Origin of the sequence: Shewanella sp. MBTL60-112-B2, from assembly GCF_019655055.1 — a bacterium.
Classification (GTDB): domain Bacteria; phylum Pseudomonadota; class Gammaproteobacteria; order Enterobacterales; family Shewanellaceae; genus Shewanella.
Genome location: NZ_BPFA01000008.1, coordinates 131,023 through 148,203, shown reverse-complemented (window position 1 = coordinate 148,203; position 17,181 = coordinate 131,023). Strand labels below are relative to the sequence as shown.

9 protein-coding genes and 3 pseudogenes are annotated in these 17,181 nt (G+C 45.0%); 5 read left to right on the top strand and 7 right to left on the bottom strand.

Annotated features, from left to right (window positions below):
- Positions 1-101: 101 nt before the first annotated feature.
- The 7 genes and pseudogenes from K5Q73_RS07290 to K5Q73_RS07260 all read right to left on the bottom strand — a co-directional run bounded on the left by K5Q73_RS07290 (position 102) and on the right by K5Q73_RS07260 (position 10,508).
- Positions 102-3,179, bottom strand: a complete 3,078-nt coding sequence (locus K5Q73_RS07290; RefSeq protein ID WP_220759381.1) for an efflux RND transporter permease subunit — start codon at positions 3,177-3,179, stop codon at positions 102-104.
- Positions 3,176-6,484: an efflux RND transporter permease subunit gene (locus K5Q73_RS07285; RefSeq protein WP_220759380.1), complete on the bottom strand. Its 3,309-nt coding sequence runs from the start codon at positions 6,482-6,484 to the stop codon at positions 3,176-3,178. The genes K5Q73_RS07290 and K5Q73_RS07285 overlap by 4 nt, the downstream gene beginning before the upstream one ends.
- Positions 6,485-6,506: 22 nt before the next feature.
- Positions 6,507-7,568, bottom strand: a complete 1,062-nt coding sequence (locus K5Q73_RS07280; protein WP_220759379.1) for an efflux RND transporter periplasmic adaptor subunit — start codon at positions 7,566-7,568, stop codon at positions 6,507-6,509.
- Between the two features lie 801 nt (positions 7,569-8,369).
- Positions 8,370-8,516: pseudogene (gene gltA, locus K5Q73_RS07275) on the bottom strand (citrate (Si)-synthase); the annotation flags it as partial.
- Positions 8,517-8,655: 139 nt separating this feature from the next.
- Positions 8,656-8,805: pseudogene (gene gltA, locus K5Q73_RS07270) on the bottom strand (citrate (Si)-synthase); the annotation flags it as partial.
- A 132-nt stretch (positions 8,806-8,937) separates the two neighbouring features.
- A pseudogene (gltA, locus tag K5Q73_RS07265) lies at positions 8,938-9,087 on the bottom strand (citrate (Si)-synthase); the annotation flags it as partial.
- A 131-nt stretch (positions 9,088-9,218) separates the two neighbouring features.
- On the bottom strand, positions 9,219-10,508 hold the full coding sequence (locus tag K5Q73_RS07260; RefSeq protein WP_220759377.1) for a citrate synthase: 1,290 nt from the start codon (positions 10,506-10,508) through the stop codon (positions 9,219-9,221).
- Between the two features lie 411 nt (positions 10,509-10,919).
- Between K5Q73_RS07260 and sdhC the strand changes: the two genes are divergently transcribed.
- The 5 genes from sdhC to sucA all read left to right on the top strand — a co-directional run bounded on the left by sdhC (position 10,920) and on the right by sucA (position 17,173).
- A complete protein-coding gene (gene sdhC, locus K5Q73_RS07255) occupies positions 10,920-11,315 on the top strand; it encodes a succinate dehydrogenase cytochrome b556 subunit (protein WP_220759423.1) in 396 nt (131 codons plus the stop codon).
- Positions 11,309-11,656 (top strand): succinate dehydrogenase, hydrophobic membrane anchor protein, encoded by a 348-nt coding sequence (gene sdhD, locus K5Q73_RS07250; protein ID WP_220759376.1) that lies wholly within the window; start codon positions 11,309-11,311, stop codon positions 11,654-11,656. The genes sdhC and sdhD overlap by 7 nt, the downstream gene beginning before the upstream one ends.
- Positions 11,657-13,423, top strand: coding sequence for a succinate dehydrogenase flavoprotein subunit (gene sdhA / locus K5Q73_RS07245; RefSeq protein WP_220759375.1), 1,767 nt, complete (start codon positions 11,657-11,659; stop codon positions 13,421-13,423).
- 12 nt (positions 13,424-13,435) lie between these two features.
- Entirely contained in the window at positions 13,436-14,143 is a 708-nt protein-coding gene (locus tag K5Q73_RS07240; RefSeq protein WP_220759374.1) for a succinate dehydrogenase iron-sulfur subunit, read from the top strand.
- 207 nt (positions 14,144-14,350) lie between these two features.
- Positions 14,351-17,173, top strand: coding sequence for a 2-oxoglutarate dehydrogenase E1 component (sucA, locus tag K5Q73_RS07235; RefSeq protein WP_220759373.1), 2,823 nt, complete (start codon positions 14,351-14,353; stop codon positions 17,171-17,173).
- The last annotated feature ends 8 nt before the right edge of the window (positions 17,174-17,181 follow it).

The following is a 17,181-nucleotide window of genomic DNA, read 5'->3' as shown; positions in this document are numbered from 1 at the left end:
GTCTGTATTTATGGTATCGACCTAAATAAAAAAGGCTGAATGAACAGCCTTTCTAGTTTTTCAAGTGTGAGTCTTTATCTAGGTGTTGCTCTGCTCCAATTTTAGCTCATCCAAGGTAATAGTCTTCTAGATAAACTGTCAGCTTGACCAAGGCGAATCGCGCTGCGATAACGGATTCTATAGAGGGCTTGATAACATAGAGGCACTAAGTACAGACTGGTGACGGTTGAGAAGGTGAGACCGCCAATAATCGCAATCGCCATAGGTGAATACGACGGTCCGCCACCTCCTAGTTGGGTGTCTCCCATGGCAAGAGGGACTAAACCTAGTACCGTAGTACCTACTGTCATTAACACTGGGCGCAAACGGGTATAACACACAGCGCTGATGGTGTCTGATAGCTTATCGAGATCTGGAGATAATTGATTGATTTGGTCAACCAAAACAATACCGTTATTCACCACTATGCCCATCAAGATTAAGATCCCTATCATTGCCATTATCGACATCGGAGTGCCAGTAAAGAGTAGTGCCCAAAACACGCCAGTAATAGAGAACAGAATCGAGGTGATAATTGCAGTTGGTAGCAGCAGCGACTCAAAAAGTGCTGCCATGACGATATAGATCATCGCAATAGCTAAAATCATATTGGTTGCCATCACGGCTTCATCTTCGTCTTGCTTTTGAAAACCGCCTCGTAACGAGTAGCCATAACCCGCTGGTAAGTTAACACTGTTCATCACTTGGGTGATTTTCTCTTGTGCTTCCTCAGTTGTTAGCTCATCTAAGTTCGCGCCGATTGAAAGCGCTGTTTGTCTATCGTAGTGCCTAATGGTGTCAAACCTTGGCAAGATTTCAATCTTAGCTAAGCTGTCTAAGGTATAAACGCGGTTATCAATTCTGATCACTGGTAGTTGTTTTAGCTTCTCAAGTGACAGTCGCCATTGTTGTTCGAAGGCCATCTCGATACGCAGTTCTCCGCTGGGGTCGTGACGAAATGATCGCAGCGGTGTACCACGTAGGGCCATAGATATGCTTGAGGCCACTTCATTAAGCTTTAAGTCGAGTCTTGCAGCCATTTGACGGTCGATGCGGATCACCACTTCTTGCTGTGCACCACTTAGCTCGGAGCGAACATCGCTTAATCCGTCAATCGAGCTCAATAATGGGATCACTTGCTCGCTAATGTGGATAAGCTCAGTGGTTGAGCGTCCTGTAAGTGACACCCGTACACCATTGTTCTCACCGCCCCAGCCAAATTGCGGCTTAGCAATGGCAAATTTGGGAAAGCCTTCGCGTATGGTTTTTTTCAACGCTTTCATATCAACTTCGGTGTCTTCTTTTAAAATCAGTGTCGACTGACCTCTGTCTGCTGCAAAGTAGCTGTATACCGAATCAATATGGAACTTGTCTTTATTAGCATAAAGATAGGTTTCCATCTTGGTGATCATGGATTCTGTGACATCTAAGCTATGTCGACCTTCGACTTGATAATTGATATACAAGCGATTATTGCCTTCACCGTCAGATTGATCTTGCTTAACCATACTTAATGGCAGCGCCGTAGAGGCTAAGATCACCACGGCTAGTACGCCTGAAATCCGCGGGTGGGCCAAGATCCAGTTAAGGCTATTTTGATATCTCGCTTGAAGCCGGCTTTGTTTCGGTGCTTTCTTTTGGCTAAAGGTCATCTTACTGAGCATTAATGGCAGCAGGGTTTTGGCGACTAATAAAGAGGCGGCAAGGGAGATGCAGATGGCGATGGCCACATGCTCTAAGAAGATGGTTAGTTCAACTTTAACGCCAAAGATATTAGGTAAAAACACAATGGCCGTGGTCAAGGTGCCCGCGAGTACCGCCAAAGAGACTTTATCGACACCGCGAAGAATAGCGCTACTGTTTATCTTGGCTGTCCCAGCTTGTTGTGTTGAACCATCTGCAACTCGAGCCTGTTTCTCCTGCAGTACACTTTCGGTGACTACCACGGCATTATCTATCAGCATACCAACAGCGAGTAGTAGCCCCATCATAGATAAAATATTTAGGCTATAACCTAAAAAGTACATAGCGGCTAAAGTCATACAGATGGAGATAGGAACAGATGACACGATAACTAAGGTCATCTTCAGATCCCGCAGGAACAGATATAAGACCACAAACGAGAGTAGGGCGCCGATAAGTCCCGCGGTGAGTAAATCGCGAAGCGAAGAGGTCACGCCGTAGGCCTGATCTTCCATAACGAACAGCTTTATGCCGTCAAACTGTGAGTCTTGTTTTGCCGCATCAATGACCTTCATTACCCGCTCTGATACATCAACCAGATTGGCCCCTGATTCTTTAAATACATCTAAGCCTACAGCGTAGTTTTGATCAAGATGACGACCATCTAAACGTTCTGGCAATGAGAAGCTGACATTGGCGATATCACCTAAGGTGATCCCGGGGGCTAATACTAATGCAGTGATGTCATCTAGATTTCTAAATTCTCCCTTTGGTGATACCTGATAAACTCGTGAGTCAGTTTTAAGCACTCCCGCGTTAATCACAAAGTTTTCTTGTTGCAGTCGTCTGTTTAACGCTTGCACTGAAATATTGCTGGCAGAAAGCTTATCTGCATTAATGCGGATCTCAATTTGTTTTTGCTCTACGCCATAAAGGGTAACCTGCGATACGCCCTCTACTCGTTCAAGCGGCTTTTTAAGCTGTTTATCCAGTAAATCAAAAGCACTTGAAAGCTCGCGGTCACTTGAAATTCGCAAATTGAGCACCGGCATATCGGCGGTGCTGAATTGGCGGATGAATACTCGCTCCACATCCTTAGGTAACAAGTGGCGCACCGTATCGATTTTCTCTCGCGCTTCTAAGCTTTTGGTCGCTACGTTCTCGCCCCACTTCATTCTTAGGTCGATTTCGGCGCCATTTTGAGAGGAACTTGAACGTAGCTCCTCAATACCGCCCATAGTGGCTAATGACTCCTCTAATAGATTGGTAATGTCACGTTCAACTTCCGCGGGTGTAGAGCCTTTATAGGGCACTTCAACAATGACTTGAGGAATGTCGATCCCTGGGAACATTTCAAGTGGAAGCAATCTACTTGAAGCAAGGCCAAATAACAGTATTGCCACAAAGAACATGGTGGTGGTTACAGGTCTTGCGATGGCTAAGCGGGTGATATTCATGCTTTGCCTCCTTCAAGCGTTGGCTTATTGACTGCAATGGCCTCATCACTATTTTGATCTGATTCTTTTTTATCAAATTCCTTTCTATCAAAGACTGCATAAAGTACAGGTAGCACAACCAAGGTTAACAATGTCGATAAACACAGGCCAAAAATTACAGTAATCGCCATCGGTGCTCTGACTTCGCTACCGTCGCCTAGCCCAAGAGCCATAGGAGACAGACCAAGCGCAGTCGTCATGGTGGTCATAATAATCGGACGTAGACGAGATTTCGCTGCATTTGAAATAGCCGTGATTTTTTCTTCGCCGTTTTGACGCAGTTGGTTAATCCTATCGACCAAGACGATAGCGTTGTTTACCACAATCCCAGCCAGCATGATGAGACCTATGAATACCACAACACTCAGGTGAGTTTGGGTGATAAACAAACCAAAAATACTGCCGCCGACCGCCATAGGCACGGCAATTAAAATAAGCAGCGGATGCAGTAAAGACTCAAATTGGCTCGCCATCACCAGATAAACTAAAAATACGGCGAGCACGAGTGCAATTTGGAGTGACTTAAATGAATGCTCCATCTCTTCATTTTGTCCACCAAAGCGAGCTTGAATCGAGGTAGGTAAAGTTTGCGCCGCTAAAATATCGCGGGCAGTAACTACGGCGTCATTCAGATCACCATAGGCTAAGTTTGCCGATACTATAGCCACGCGCTGTTGACTGACGCGGTTGATTGCTGATGGACCCAGTTTTAGGCTAACGTCAGCTACCGCACTAAGAGAGATGGGATGAGAGCTATTAGGATTAATGATCATCGAGTCGATATCGCTAATTTGATTGCGCTCATCGAGCTCACTGCGCACTAAGATATCGATTTTACGATCTCGTACTGTGTATTGGCTGGCAATGGTACCGCCAATGCGCTGTGCGATACGGTTAGCAACTGTTGGCGCATCCATACCTAGAGCCGCTAAGCGTTGATGATCAAAGCGAATACTCAACTCTGGTTGACCATCTCTGAGACTAGTATTGATATCGGCGAAACGGTCAGAATCAGACAGGGCGTCGACTAAGTTATCGGCAGTTTGCTTAAGCTGAGCTAAGTCGTAACCTACTAGTTCTATTTCAAGCGGTGTTTTAAAGCTAAATAGCTCTGGGTGTTGCACCTTTGCTTCAAGTTCTGGAATGCGCATAGCTGTAGCTCGTAGCTTATCTGCCACAGCATCAAAGGCGTTGTGGTCGAGAAGGACGACTTGCAATCGACCCCAGTTTTCACCGCCTCTAGAGGTGTCAGAAGTCATTAACCCGCCACTACCTGCTTGGCTGTAGGCGTGTTTTACATCGGCTCTATCTTTTATCGATAGCGCTAGTTTACGCAGCACACGATCGGTTTGGGCAACTTCAGTACCTGGTGGAAGTAGCACTTCAACATAAAACTCCCCCTGATTCATAGGTGGAATAAGCTCCATCCCTAAACGGGGAACCAGCAAGGCGGCGCTAGCGGTTACTATAATAGCTATTGCTAAAGTGAGTACGCGCAACTTTAGCGCAGCGGCTAACAGTTTATGATACAAGCCTTCAAGTTTGCTGTAGAACCAGTTAAAACCGCCGCTTATTGGACGCATAACTAGGCCCGCCAACCAAGATAGAGTGCGGCCAATGATAAGCACTAAGGTTAACAGTGTGCTTGGTAAATAGTTAAATAGCAAAACAAAGGGAAACGAAAACACGGTGGCACTGTAATGTTTTAATTTAGCGAGTTTTGTTTCCGGCTTAGGCTTAGCTGTTTTCTCTAACAATGGTGGCAAAGCTTTAAAGCCTTCACGAGACGCCAGCATTGGAATGGTGGTTAGTGCCACAAGCAAGGAGGCGAGAAGGGCGAAGGTTACGGTTAATGCTTGGTCTGAAAACAGTGCACCAGCCACGCCATCAACAAACACTAATGGGATAAATACAGCGAGTGTGGTCAGGGTCGAGGCAAAGATGGCGCCAGACACTTCTTTGGTACCGGTAACAGCAGCTTCGAGACGATTCATACCCAGTGATTTACAGCGGTCGATATTCTCTAATACTACGATGGCGTTATCGACTAAGAGCCCTACAGCGAGTGCTATTCCGCCGAGTGACATGATGTTTAGACTTATATCGGCAAAGTACATCATGTTAAAGGTGGCGATAACCGAAAATGGAATCGAGATTGAAATAATTAGCGTCGGGATAATGTCTCTGAGGAACAGGTAGATGACAAGCATCGATAGCAAACTACCAATCAGAGCTGCACTGGTCACTTCATTGACTGCACTTTCGATAAACTCCGATTGATCGTAGATGACCTTAAGTTCGGCCTTAGGGTTATGCTGATTAAGTTTAGCTAGCTCATCAGTCACTTTACCCGCAACGGCTACAGTATTGGCATCACCTTCTTTATAAATGGCCAGTTCAATTGATTCTTTGTCACCAATGCGAGTGATGTCATTACGCTCCTTAAAGGCATCGGCAATCGTCGCCACCTCAAATAAACGTACTAAAGTTTGCTCATCACGGTAAATCACGATTTGGCCAAGCTCTTCTAAAGAGTTGAACTGGTTCAAAGTGCGGACTAAGTACTCTTTGTCGCCTTGGATCACTTTACCTGCTGAAAGGTTAATGTTTTCTTCGGCGATACGGTTGCGAATAAGATCGGCGCTTAAATTTAGCTGAGTCAGCTTTTGCTGATTTAGCTGAATATGCACTTCTTGCTGTAATCCACCAGAAAGGCGAACAGCGGCTACACCGGTTAAGGACTCAAGTTGACGTTTGAGCTCCTCTTCGGCGTAGGTACGCATCTGTTTGAGCTCGGTTTCGCTCATTGCTGTAGAGGTACTTTTGCTGGTTTCGGGAACCGATAGGGCAAGACGAACTATTGGGTCGAGATTTGGGTTAAAGCGCAGTAAAAGCGGCTTTTTAACATCGAGGGGCAGCTCAATCGTATCGAGTTTCTCTCGTACATCAAGGCTTGCCATATCCATATCTGTGCCCCATTCAAACTCAAGCACAACATCTGACATGCCTGAGCGTGAAATTGAACTGATTTTTCTAAGGCCTTTGACAATACCTGCCGCCTCTTCAATAGGCTTTGAGACCAGTTGCTCAACTTCGACTGGCGCCGCACCGGCATATTGAGTACGAATAGTGATGGTTGGGTAACTCAGATCAGGTAAAAGCTTAACGGCTAGGCGAGAAAAGCCCACCATGCCAAAAAGAATCACCGCAAACATAAACATCCAGACTGTAACCGGTCGATTAACTGCTGTTTTTATAATAGACATAACGTGCTCCGTAGTTTCTAAGCTATTTAGCTGACGCTAGATCTGTTGAATTAATGACTTCAACTAATGACTGGTCTTTAAGATTTTGCTGTCCACGGATCACAATTTGTTCGCCCGGCTGAATACCATTGACGATTTCAACGGTATCAGCTTCGCGATAACCAAGAGAGACACTGCGACGATTAGCGTTTTCGCCATCGATAACATAAAGAGCAAATTCGTTATCTTGGTTAACCAAAGCGTTATAAGGCACGGTAATGACGTTATTGTGGGTATCATACTTAAGCTCTACACGGGTAAACATGCCGGCTTTTAAAGTCGCATTTTGATTGGGGACTGAAAGGGTAACTTTAAAGGTACCGCTTTGTGAGTCGACAATCGGGCTTATGCGTAAAACGGTGGCGTGTGTGGTTTCTTGGGTGTGTTTATTGGCGTAGATCTCGGCATCTTGACCTAGGCGCAGATGTTGAAGTTGTTGTTCTGGCAGGTGGACTATACCGTATAGCTCATCTTGATTAACGATATAAAATAGCTCATCAAACTCTTTGGCCATATTGCCTGACTTCACAAAGCGTGTCGCGACGATACCGTCGATAGGCGAGCGGATCATGCTTTCCTGTACATATAATGCGGCTAAGTCACGCTTGGCCATGGCGGCTTGTAAGTTATATTCAAGTTTTGCCATAGAGTCGGCACTAAAAAACTCTTTATTACTAATTTTCTTAAGGCGATTTAATTCTTGCTCGATGATCTCAACTTCAGCTTGAGAGCGGTCTAAATCGAACTTCTGCCTTTTAGAGTCAATTTCAGCTAGCAGTTGACCTTTTTTTACTCTGTCACCTTCTTCAACTTCTATTGACTGTATGAGCCCAGCGACACGAGTAACGACTCTGGCTTCTTGAGGGGCTTCAAGTGTAGCGGTAGTGCTATAAAAAGAGGATACATCGCCTTGTATTACAGTGGCTGTTTCAACGGGGACGGCATACTTCTCCTCTTCCTTGGCTTGTTCTTGTTCGCCACATGCAGTTAATAGGGTTGCTAGTAGTAGGGGGAGGATAATTTTATTTTTGTTTAACGCTTCCATGTAAGCAGACCTTAATTCATTTTTCCGATAGGCCAGATAAAGCAGGATATGTGCCAGGTTCAAAATTCTTTATTATTCAGTCGGTTACGTTTTATTTGTTATGGGTTTTAGTGCTTTTACCGCAGAATGTAGCGAAAAGTTACAAATGTTGGTTTTTTTAACAAAGGTTAGGTTTAGCGGAGCCTTAATAATGGTTTAGTGTGGCTTGGTGCTGGTTTGATGGTTTTACTCGTTATTCAGAGGCTGTGTTTTGCGTTGTATTTTGGGTTATATTTTGAGGTATAAATAACGCAAATATTCGATGTTTCGGCTTTGCTTAAGTATGTGGGCGGTGTTTTATTAGGCAGTATAGGAAGCTCGTATCGTGTATTTCGCTGAAGGATAAGGCTAGTTTTAGTTTAAAAGCTCACATTTTTGCTGTTATTAGCATTTTTCATGATGAATTTTATTTGAAGAAAAATTTCAATTAAACGAGTTTAAATAAGTACCCTTGTCACTATCGAGTGCCTAAAGCCTTGCATGAGTAAAGGGGGGGGTAAATACGGCTTACTTGGCTCAGGTAGGGAGGATATGAGGGACGCGAGAGCAAAATACGCAACTAATATCCAGCATCTCTTTCCAGTGTGCAATCCAACCAACTGTTCGCGCTAGTGCGAACCATATTGAGTGAATAGGCCGGACATAGGTAATAAAAAGGGTAATAAACAAGGCACTCAATGAGTGCCTTTTAGATAATTTATTCCGCAGTTAAAGTGACGAGCTTATACTGCTTGGCTAAATTGTAGAAGATAGATATTTGCGTTAATCGTGCTTATCTAAATCAACAAAATCACGCTTAGCATCGCCGGTATAAAGCTGGCGAGGACGGCTGATTTTGTGACCAGGCTGATCAAGCATCTCTTTCCAGTGTGCAACCCAACCAACTGTACGCGCTAGTGCGAACCATATTGGTGTGAATAGGCCGGACAGAGGTAATAAAAAAGGCAATAAAAAAGGAACTCAATGAGTGCCTTTTAGATAATTTATACCGCAGTTTAAGTGACGAGCTTATACTGTTTGGCTAAATTGTAGAAGATAGATATTTGCGTTAATCGCGCTTATCTAAATCAACAAAATCACGCTTAGCATCGCCGGTATAAAGCTGGCGAGGACGGCTGATTTTGTGACCAGGCTGATCAAGCATCTCTTTCCAGTGTGCAATCCAACCAACTGTACGCGCTAACGCGAACCATATTGAGTGAACATAACTGATTTCACTTTAAGATAGGCCTAGATAACAAAAAAGGCACTCAATGAGTGCCTTTTAACTTATTAGTTTATTTCTGCCTCAATTTAAGTGACGAGCTTAAATGAGAGCATCAATAAGCTGCTAATCGCGCTTAACTAAGTCAACAAAATCACGCTTAGCATCGCCGGTATAAAGCTGGCGAGGACGGCTGATTTTGTGACCAGGCTGATCAAGCATCTCTTTCCAGTGTGCAATCCAACCAACTGTGCGCGCTAACGCGAACCATATTGAGTGAACATACCTGATTTCACTTAAGATAGGCCTAGATAACAAAAAAGGCACTCAATGAGTGCCTTTTAACTTATTAGTTTATTTCTGCCTCAATTTAAGTGACGAGCTTAAATGAGATCATCAATAAGTTGCTAATCGCGCTTAACTAAGTCAACAAAATCACGCTTAGCATCGCCGGTATAAAGCTGGCGAGGACGGCTGATTTTGTGACCAGGCTGATCAAGCATCTCTTTCCAGTGTGCAATCCAACCAACTGTACGCGCTAACGCGAACAGTACGGTGAACATGCTTGTTGGAATACCGATAGCTTTCATGATGATCCCTGAGTAGAAATCAACATTCGGATAAAGCTTCTTAGATACGAAATATTCATCTTCTAGTGCGATGCGCTCAAGCTCCATTGCAACGTCTAAAAGCGGATCATTAACCTTAAGTTCTGCAAGCACTTCATGGCATGTCTCACGCATTACCTTAGCGCGAGGGTCGAAGTTCTTGTAAACGCGGTGACCAAAGCCCATAAGACGGAATGGGTCTTCTTTGTCTTTCGCGCGTGCAATAAACTCAGGAATACGATCGACAGAGCCAATCTCTTCCAGCATATTTAGACATGCTTCGTTAGCACCGCCGTGTGCAGGGCCCCAAAGTGACGCAATACCCGCTGCAATACATGCAAATGGGTTAGCACCTGAAGAACCGGCTAAACGAACGGTCGACGTTGATGCGTTTTGCTCGTGATCCGCATGTAGGATAAAGATACGATCCATCGCGCGTTCAACGATTGGGTTAACCTTGTATTCTTCGCATGGTACTGCAAACATCATACTTAAGAAGTTACCGGCATAGCTTAAGTCGTTACGTGGGTATACAAACGGTTGACCGATTGAATACTTGTAGCACATTGCTGCAATCGTAGGCATTTTTGACACCAAACGATAGGCGGCAATTTCACGGTGACGCTCGTCATTCACATCCAAAGAGTCTTGGTAAAATGCAGATAACGCTCCCGTTACACCACACAGCATCGCCATTGGATGAGCATCAGGTCTGAAACCTGCAAAGAAAGCAGACAACTGCTCATTCACCATAGTGTGCGTTTTTACTGTGTATACGAATTCGTCGTATTGCGCTTTAGTTGGAAGCTCACCATAAAGCAGCAAATAACATAAATCTAAATAGTTAGACTCTTCTGCCAACTGGTCGATAGGGTAACCGCGGTGTAGCAGTACGCCTTTTTCGCCGTCGATAAAGGTAATAGCTGATTCGCAGGAAGCGGTCGCAAGAAATCCTGGATCGAAGGTAAAGTGACCTTTGCTACCTAGCTTACTGATGTCGATTACATCAAATCCTGCCGTACCTTCTTTAATAGGCAGTTCGATTGAATCATTCCCTGGTAGTTCTAATGTGGCTATATTATCAGCCATACCCCATTCTCCTTACTTCATTCTTATTGAGTGCGGCTTATCAAACGTGAACACTTTACAGTGAATCTGGATCACATTTCAATTTAAATAAGCGTTTAAATTTGTTAGACCATGGTCTTAAACTGACTAAAGTACTTGTGTCAGCAATGGCTTGGCAGATTTTTTTACCAAAAAAACAAAATTTGCATAATGTGATGTTTGTATTTGACATTTCACCCACGTATACTTGCCGCAGCTCAGAAGAGCTGCATACATTAGCGAGTAGTTATCACTTTTTTGCATGCTTAATTAGTGGTTGCTAAAACTGTTAAATGTTTGTTTCAAGTTTTCTTTTGTAAAAGTTCCAAACCGTGATCTAAATCACTGATTGGAATTTAAACAAAAGCGGTTCATATAACAAAAAATAGCTCAATTGAGCAGAGTGAGCAGAACGTGAAAAAGCAAAGACCTGTCCATTTAGATCTGCAGACCATACGTTTCCCTGCAACAGCGATCGCGTCCATTCTTCATCGTGTATCGGGTGTAATCATGCTGTTTGCCGTCGGTATCCTTATCTGGTTGCTTAATGAATCATTAGCATCAGCCGACAGTTTCGCAGGTGTCCAATCTCTCTTTGATAACTTTATGGTTAAGTTTATCGTCTGGGGAATTCTTACCGCGCTGGGTTATCACTTAATAGTGGGTATTCGCCACTTAGTGATGGATGCTGGCTACTGGGAAGAACTTTCTTCTGGCGTGACTTCGGCTAAAGTCACTATTGCATTGTCAGTAGTGTTTTCAATCATTGCGGGGATTTGGGTATGGTAACTAACGCAGCAAGTCTTGGCCGCAGTGGTGTCCATGACTTTATTCTTATACGTGCAAGTGCCGTGATCCTAGCCTGTTACACCATTTTTTTGGTTGGGTTTATCGCATGTAGCTCTCCACTAACTTATGACGCATGGCACGGCTTGTTTAGCGCATTGCCAATGAAAGTCTTTACACTACTAGCACTTGTCGCGATTTTAGTTCATGCCTGGATTGGGATCTGGCAGGTACTAACGGATTATGTAAAGTGTGTTGCTCTACGTGGTGTACTTCAGTTTGTTTTTGTCGTAGCAGCCTTCAGTTATTTGGCAGCAGGCATTTTGATAGTGTGGGGTGTTTAAGTGGGTATTCCAGTTCGCGAATTTGACGCGGTTGTAATCGGTGCAGGTGGCGCCGGTATGCGTGCCGCTCTACAAATATCTAAAGAAGGTAAGAGCTGCGCGCTGTTATCTAAAGTTTTCCCAACTCGTTCTCATACGGTATCTGCACAGGGTGGTATTACCGTAGCCCTGGGTAATGCACACGAAGATCACTGGGAACAGCACATGTACGATACCGTGAAAGGTTCCGATTTTATCGGTGACCAAGAAGCGATTGAGTTTATGTGTAAGACCGGCCCAGAAGCAGTTATCGAGCTTGAGCACATGGGTCTACCTTTCTCTCGCTTCGAAAACGGCAAGATTTACCAACGTCCTTTCGGTGGTCAGTCTAAAAACTTTGGTGGCGAACAGGCTGCTCGTACAGCTGCAGCTGCTGACCGTACAGGTCACGCATTATTGCATTGCCTATACCAACAAAACGTAAAACATAAGACCGAAGTTTTCTCTGAGTGGTATGCACTCGACTTAGTCAAAAATGAAGACGGCGTGATTGTTGGTTGTACTGCAATCGAAATTGAAACTGGCGAAATCGTTTATTTCAAAGCTAAAGCAACAATTCTAGCGACAGGCGGAGCAGGGCGTATCTACGCTTCTACCACGAATGCACATATCAACACCGGTGACGGCGTGGGTATGGCAATGCGTGCTGGCGTGCAGATGCAAGACATGGAAATGTGGCAGTTCCACCCAACGGGTATTGCTGGCGCTGGTGTACTTGTAACTGAAGGCTGTCGTGGTGAAGGCGGATACCTGTTAAACAAAGACGGCGAACGTTTCATGGAACGTTACGCACCTAACGCGAAAGATTTAGCATCTCGAGACGTGGTCGCACGTTCAATGATGACTGAAATTCGTGAAGGTCGTGGTCTAGATGGCCCATTAGGTCCGCACTGTTTACTTAAGCTTGATCACTTAGGTAAAGAGACCCTTGAAGCACGTCTTCCAGGTGTTTGTGAACTTTCTCGTACATTTGCTCATATCGATCCGGCAGACGGTCCAATTCCAGTATTGCCAACTTGTCACTATATGATGGGTGGTCTGCCAGCTAAAGTGAGCGGTCAGGTTGTTCGCCAAAATAGCGACGGCAGCGAAGATGAAGTCACTGGTCTATTTGCTGTTGGCGAAATTGCGTGCGTATCGGTACACGGAGCTAACCGATTGGGTGGTAACTCATTGTTAGATCTTGTAGTATTTGGTCGTGCGGCGGGTCAACACTTAGGTAAAGCGTTAGATGAAACGCCAACACCAAAAGAAGCAAGCCAAGCAGATATTGATGCTTCTCTAGCGCGTTTGAATCGCTGGGAAAGTAACAAAGATGGCGAAGACCCAGCCGTTATTCGTAAAGACTTACAGCTTTGTATGCAGCTGAACTTCTCAGTATTCAGAAGTGGCGATGCGATGGCTGAAGGCCTTAAAGAGCTTAAAGCGATTCGTGAGCGTTTAGCGAATGCCAAGCTATCTGACAATTCAACTGAATTTAATACTCAGCGTATTGAATGTTTAGAGTTAGATAACTTGATGGCAACGGCAATTGCTACGGCGACAGCGGCTAACTTCCGCACTGAAAGCCGCGGCGCACACTCACGTGAAGATTACCTTGAGCGTGATGATGAAAACTGGTTATGTCACAGTATTTTTGACCCAGTTACCGAGCTTATGACTAAGCGAGATGTGAACATGGAGCCTAAGCTTCGCGCCGCATTCCCGCCAATCAAGCGTACCTACTAAGGAGAAGACCCGATGAAATTGGAATTTGCAGTTTATCGCTACAATCCTGATGTAGACACTAAGCCGTACATGAAGGATTACAGCTTAGAAGTGGATGAAGGCACCGACATGATGGTCCTTGATGCACTGCTTAAGCTAAAAGAGTTAGACCCAACACTGGCGTTTAGACGTTCATGCCGTGAAGGTGTATGTGGTAGTGATGGTATCAACATGAATGGTAAAAACGGTCTTGCGTGTATTACGCCTGTTTCTACTTTCAAAGGTAAAAAGATTGAAATCCGTCCACTACCAGGTATGCCTGTAGTACGTGATTTGATTGTTGACCTAACTCAGTTCTATACCCAGTATGAAAAGATTAAGCCTTTCTTGATTAACGATGAGAAAACGCCTGCGCGTGAACATCTGCAATCACCAGAAGAGCGTGAGCATTTAGATGGACTTTATGAGTGCATCATGTGTGCATGTTGTTCTACGGCTTGTCCTTCGTTCTGGTGGAATCCAGACAAGTTCATCGGTCCAAGTGGTTTGCTGCATGCTTATCGCTTCTTGATCGATAGCCGCGATACTGCGACCGAAGAGCGTCTATCTGGGCTCGATGATGCGTACAGTGTGTTCCGCTGCCACGGCATCATGAACTGCGTTGACGTTTGTCCTAAAGGGCTAAATCCGACAAAAGCAATTGGACACATTAAGTCTATGCTTCTGAAGAGAGCCGTTTAAATGCAGTACCAAGAGCCGATATTGATATAGCTCTATATGAGTCACTTTCCCTGTGGAGAGTGGCTCTTTTTTGTGTCATGGAAGACGAATATAACGATAATCTGGAACTCTAGGGGCTACAGAGATTACAGAAAATTTGGGCTAGCTCAAACTATCTGTATTTATGACTTTGGCTAAGCAAGTGTATACAGTTTGAAAGGAATAGAAATGCACCAAGGCATCATGAAAGCCTGGCTCGAATCGTCTCATCTCAATGGTGCGAACTCGACCTATGTAGAAGAGATGTATGAAGCCTATCAAGAAGATCCGCAGTCGGTAACTGAAGACTGGCGTGTCGTGTTTGATAACCTCCCTCTAGTTAATGGCACATCGGTTGATGTACCAGAAGCTGCCCACTCTAAAGTACGCGACTATTTTCGTAGTCTTGCATTAGAAGGACGTCAGAAAGGTTCACCTAAGGTGACCGATCCTGAAGTCGATGCAAAACAAGTGAAAGTCCTACAGTTAATTAACGCTCACCGTTTCCGCGGTCATCAGAATGCCAACTTAGATCCGCTTGATATTTGGAAGCGTGACAAGGTGTCTGAATTAGATCCAGCATTTCATGGCTTAGACAGTGATGATATGCAGCGTCAATTTAACACGGGTTCATTTGCTCATGGTGGCGAAACCATGAAGCTGGTGGACTTAGTTAAAGCACTTAAGGCCACCTACTGTGGTTCTATCGGTGCAGAGTATATGCACATTACTGACACCGATGAGAAACGTTGGCTCCAGCAACGTCTCGAACCTTCTCTCGGTGCTGCAAATTACTCGAAAGAAGATAAGACTCGAATTCTAGAAGGACTTAACGCTGCAGAAGGTATGGAAAAATACCTAGGTGCTAAGTTCCCAGGTGCAAAGCGCTTCTCATTAGAAGGTGGCGATGCGCTCGTTCCTATGATGCGTGAAATCATCTATCGCGCTGGCGATGCGGGTACCAAAGAAGTCGTTATCGGTATGGCCCACCGCGGTCGCTTAAACGTACTGGTAAACATTCTGGGTAAGAAGCCATCAGAATTGTTTGACGAATTCGCTGGCAAGCACAGCGATGAGCTAAATGGCTCAGGTGACGTTAAATATCACCAAGGTTTCTCGTCTGATTTCGAAACGCCAGGTGGCAACGTTCACCTAGCACTCGCCTTTAACCCATCTCATCTAGAAATTGTTAATCCAGTGGTTATTGGTTCTGTGCGTGCTCGTCTTGACCGTCGTGGTTGCGATACGGGTCTGCAAGTCATGCCTATTACCATTCATGGTGACTCGGCGATTACTGGTCAGGGTATTGTGCAAGAAACTTTTAACATGTCACAAACTCGTGGCTTTAAAGTTGGCGGCAGTATCCGCATCGTGGTTAACAACCAAGTGGGTTTCACCACTAACTTAACTGAAGATGTGCGCTCTACTGAGTACTGTACCGATATCGCTAAGATGGTTCAGGCTCCGATTTTCCACGTCAATGCTGATGACCCAGAAGCGGTAGCGTTTGTGTCGCAACTTGCGGTTGATTACCGCAACGAGTTTAAGCGTGACGTAGTGATTGATTTGGTTTGTTATCGCCGCCATGGTCATAACGAAGCCGATGAGCCGAGTGCTACTCAGCCATTGATGTACGCCAAAATCAAGAAGCATCCAACACCAAGAAAAATCTATGCCGACAGACTGATTGCTGAAAATGCACTCGGTAGCGATGAAGTTACTTCTATGGTGAACGATTACCGTGATGCACTAGATGGCGGTGATTGCGTTGTTAAAGAATGGCGCCCAATGACATTGCACTCAGTCGATTGGAGTCCATATATCGGCGCCGATTGGAATGATGCATATCAAGCCGAGATGCCGATAGAGCGCATTAAGCAGTTAGCTGACAAAATTAGCTACGTGCCTGAAAGTCACAAGTTGCAGTCACGAGTAGCGAAAATCTACAAAGACCGCCTAGCAATGGCGTCTGGTGAGAAGCTACTCGATTGGGGGTTTGCCGAGACCTTGGCTTATGCGTCGATTCTTGAAGACAAGAAGCGTATTCGTATAACGGGTCAAGATTCAGGCCGTGGTACCTTCTTCCACCGTCACGCGGTGCTGCATAATCAAAATGACGCAACAGCTTATATGCCACTGCGTAACATTGCCGATGAGCAAGGCCCAATCGATATTACCGACTCAGTATTGTCTGAAGCGTCAGTATTAGCGTTTGAGTATGGTTATGCGACAGCTGAACCGGGCGGATTGACGCTATGGGAAGCGCAGTTTGGTGACTTTGCTAACTGTGCTCAAGTTGTTATTGACCAGTTCTTATCATCGGGTGAGCAGAAGTGGGGCCGTTTATGTGGTCTAACTATGCTGTTACCACACGGTTATGAAGGCCAAGGCCCTGAGCACTCAAGTGCACGTCTAGAGCGATTCTTACAGCTTTGTGCTAACCACAACATGCAAGTGTGTGTGCCATCGACTCCAGCACAGGTTTACCACATGCTGCGTCGTCAGGTTGTACGTCCTATGCGTCGTCCACTTGTGGTTATGTCACCTAAGTCTTTACTGCGTCATCCATTAGCCGTATCAAGCTTGGAGGAGCTCGCTGAAGGCTCATTCCAAAATATCATCGGTGAAGTTGATGAATTAAATGCAAGTAAAGTCGATAGAGTCGTATTCTGTAGCGGAAAAGTTTATTTTGAGCTACTTGAACGTCGCCGTAAAGAAGGCTTAGAGAATGTTGCACTCATTCGTGTTGAACAATTGTACCCGTTCCCACACGAAGAAGCCGCAGCAGCGCTTGCTGAATATAGCCATGTAAAAGATTTCGTTTGGTGCCAAGAAGAGCCACAAAACCAAGGTGCTTGGTATTGTAGTCAGCACCATTTCTGGAGCGTCATTCCGGCCGGAGCTCAGTTAAGCTATGCCGGTCGTGAAGCCTCAGCTGCACCAGCATGTGGTTACCCTGCATTGCATGCTCAGCAACAAGAATCATTAATCAACAGTGCATTAAAGCTGTAGTAATAGAA

Bases quoted from the DNA above. Each gene is read 5' to 3' on its own strand.
- sdhD (WP_220759376.1), top strand. From the start codon at position 11,309: ATGGTAACTAACGCAGCAAGTCTTGGCCGCAGTGGTGTCCATGACTTT.
- K5Q73_RS07260 (WP_220759377.1), bottom strand. From the start codon at position 10,508: ATGGCTGATAATATAGCCACATTAGAACTACCAGGGAATGATTCAATC.
- K5Q73_RS07290 (WP_220759381.1), bottom strand. From the start codon at position 3,179: ATGAATATCACCCGCTTAGCCATCGCAAGACCTGTAACCACCACCATG.
- sucA (WP_220759373.1), top strand. From the start codon at position 14,351: ATGCACCAAGGCATCATGAAAGCCTGGCTCGAATCGTCTCATCTCAAT.
- K5Q73_RS07285 (WP_220759380.1), bottom strand. From the start codon at position 6,484: ATGTCTATTATAAAAACAGCAGTTAATCGACCGGTTACAGTCTGGATG.
- K5Q73_RS07240 (WP_220759374.1), top strand. From the start codon at position 13,436: ATGAAATTGGAATTTGCAGTTTATCGCTACAATCCTGATGTAGACACT.
- K5Q73_RS07280 (WP_220759379.1), bottom strand. From the start codon at position 7,568: ATGGAAGCGTTAAACAAAAATAAAATTATCCTCCCCCTACTACTAGCA.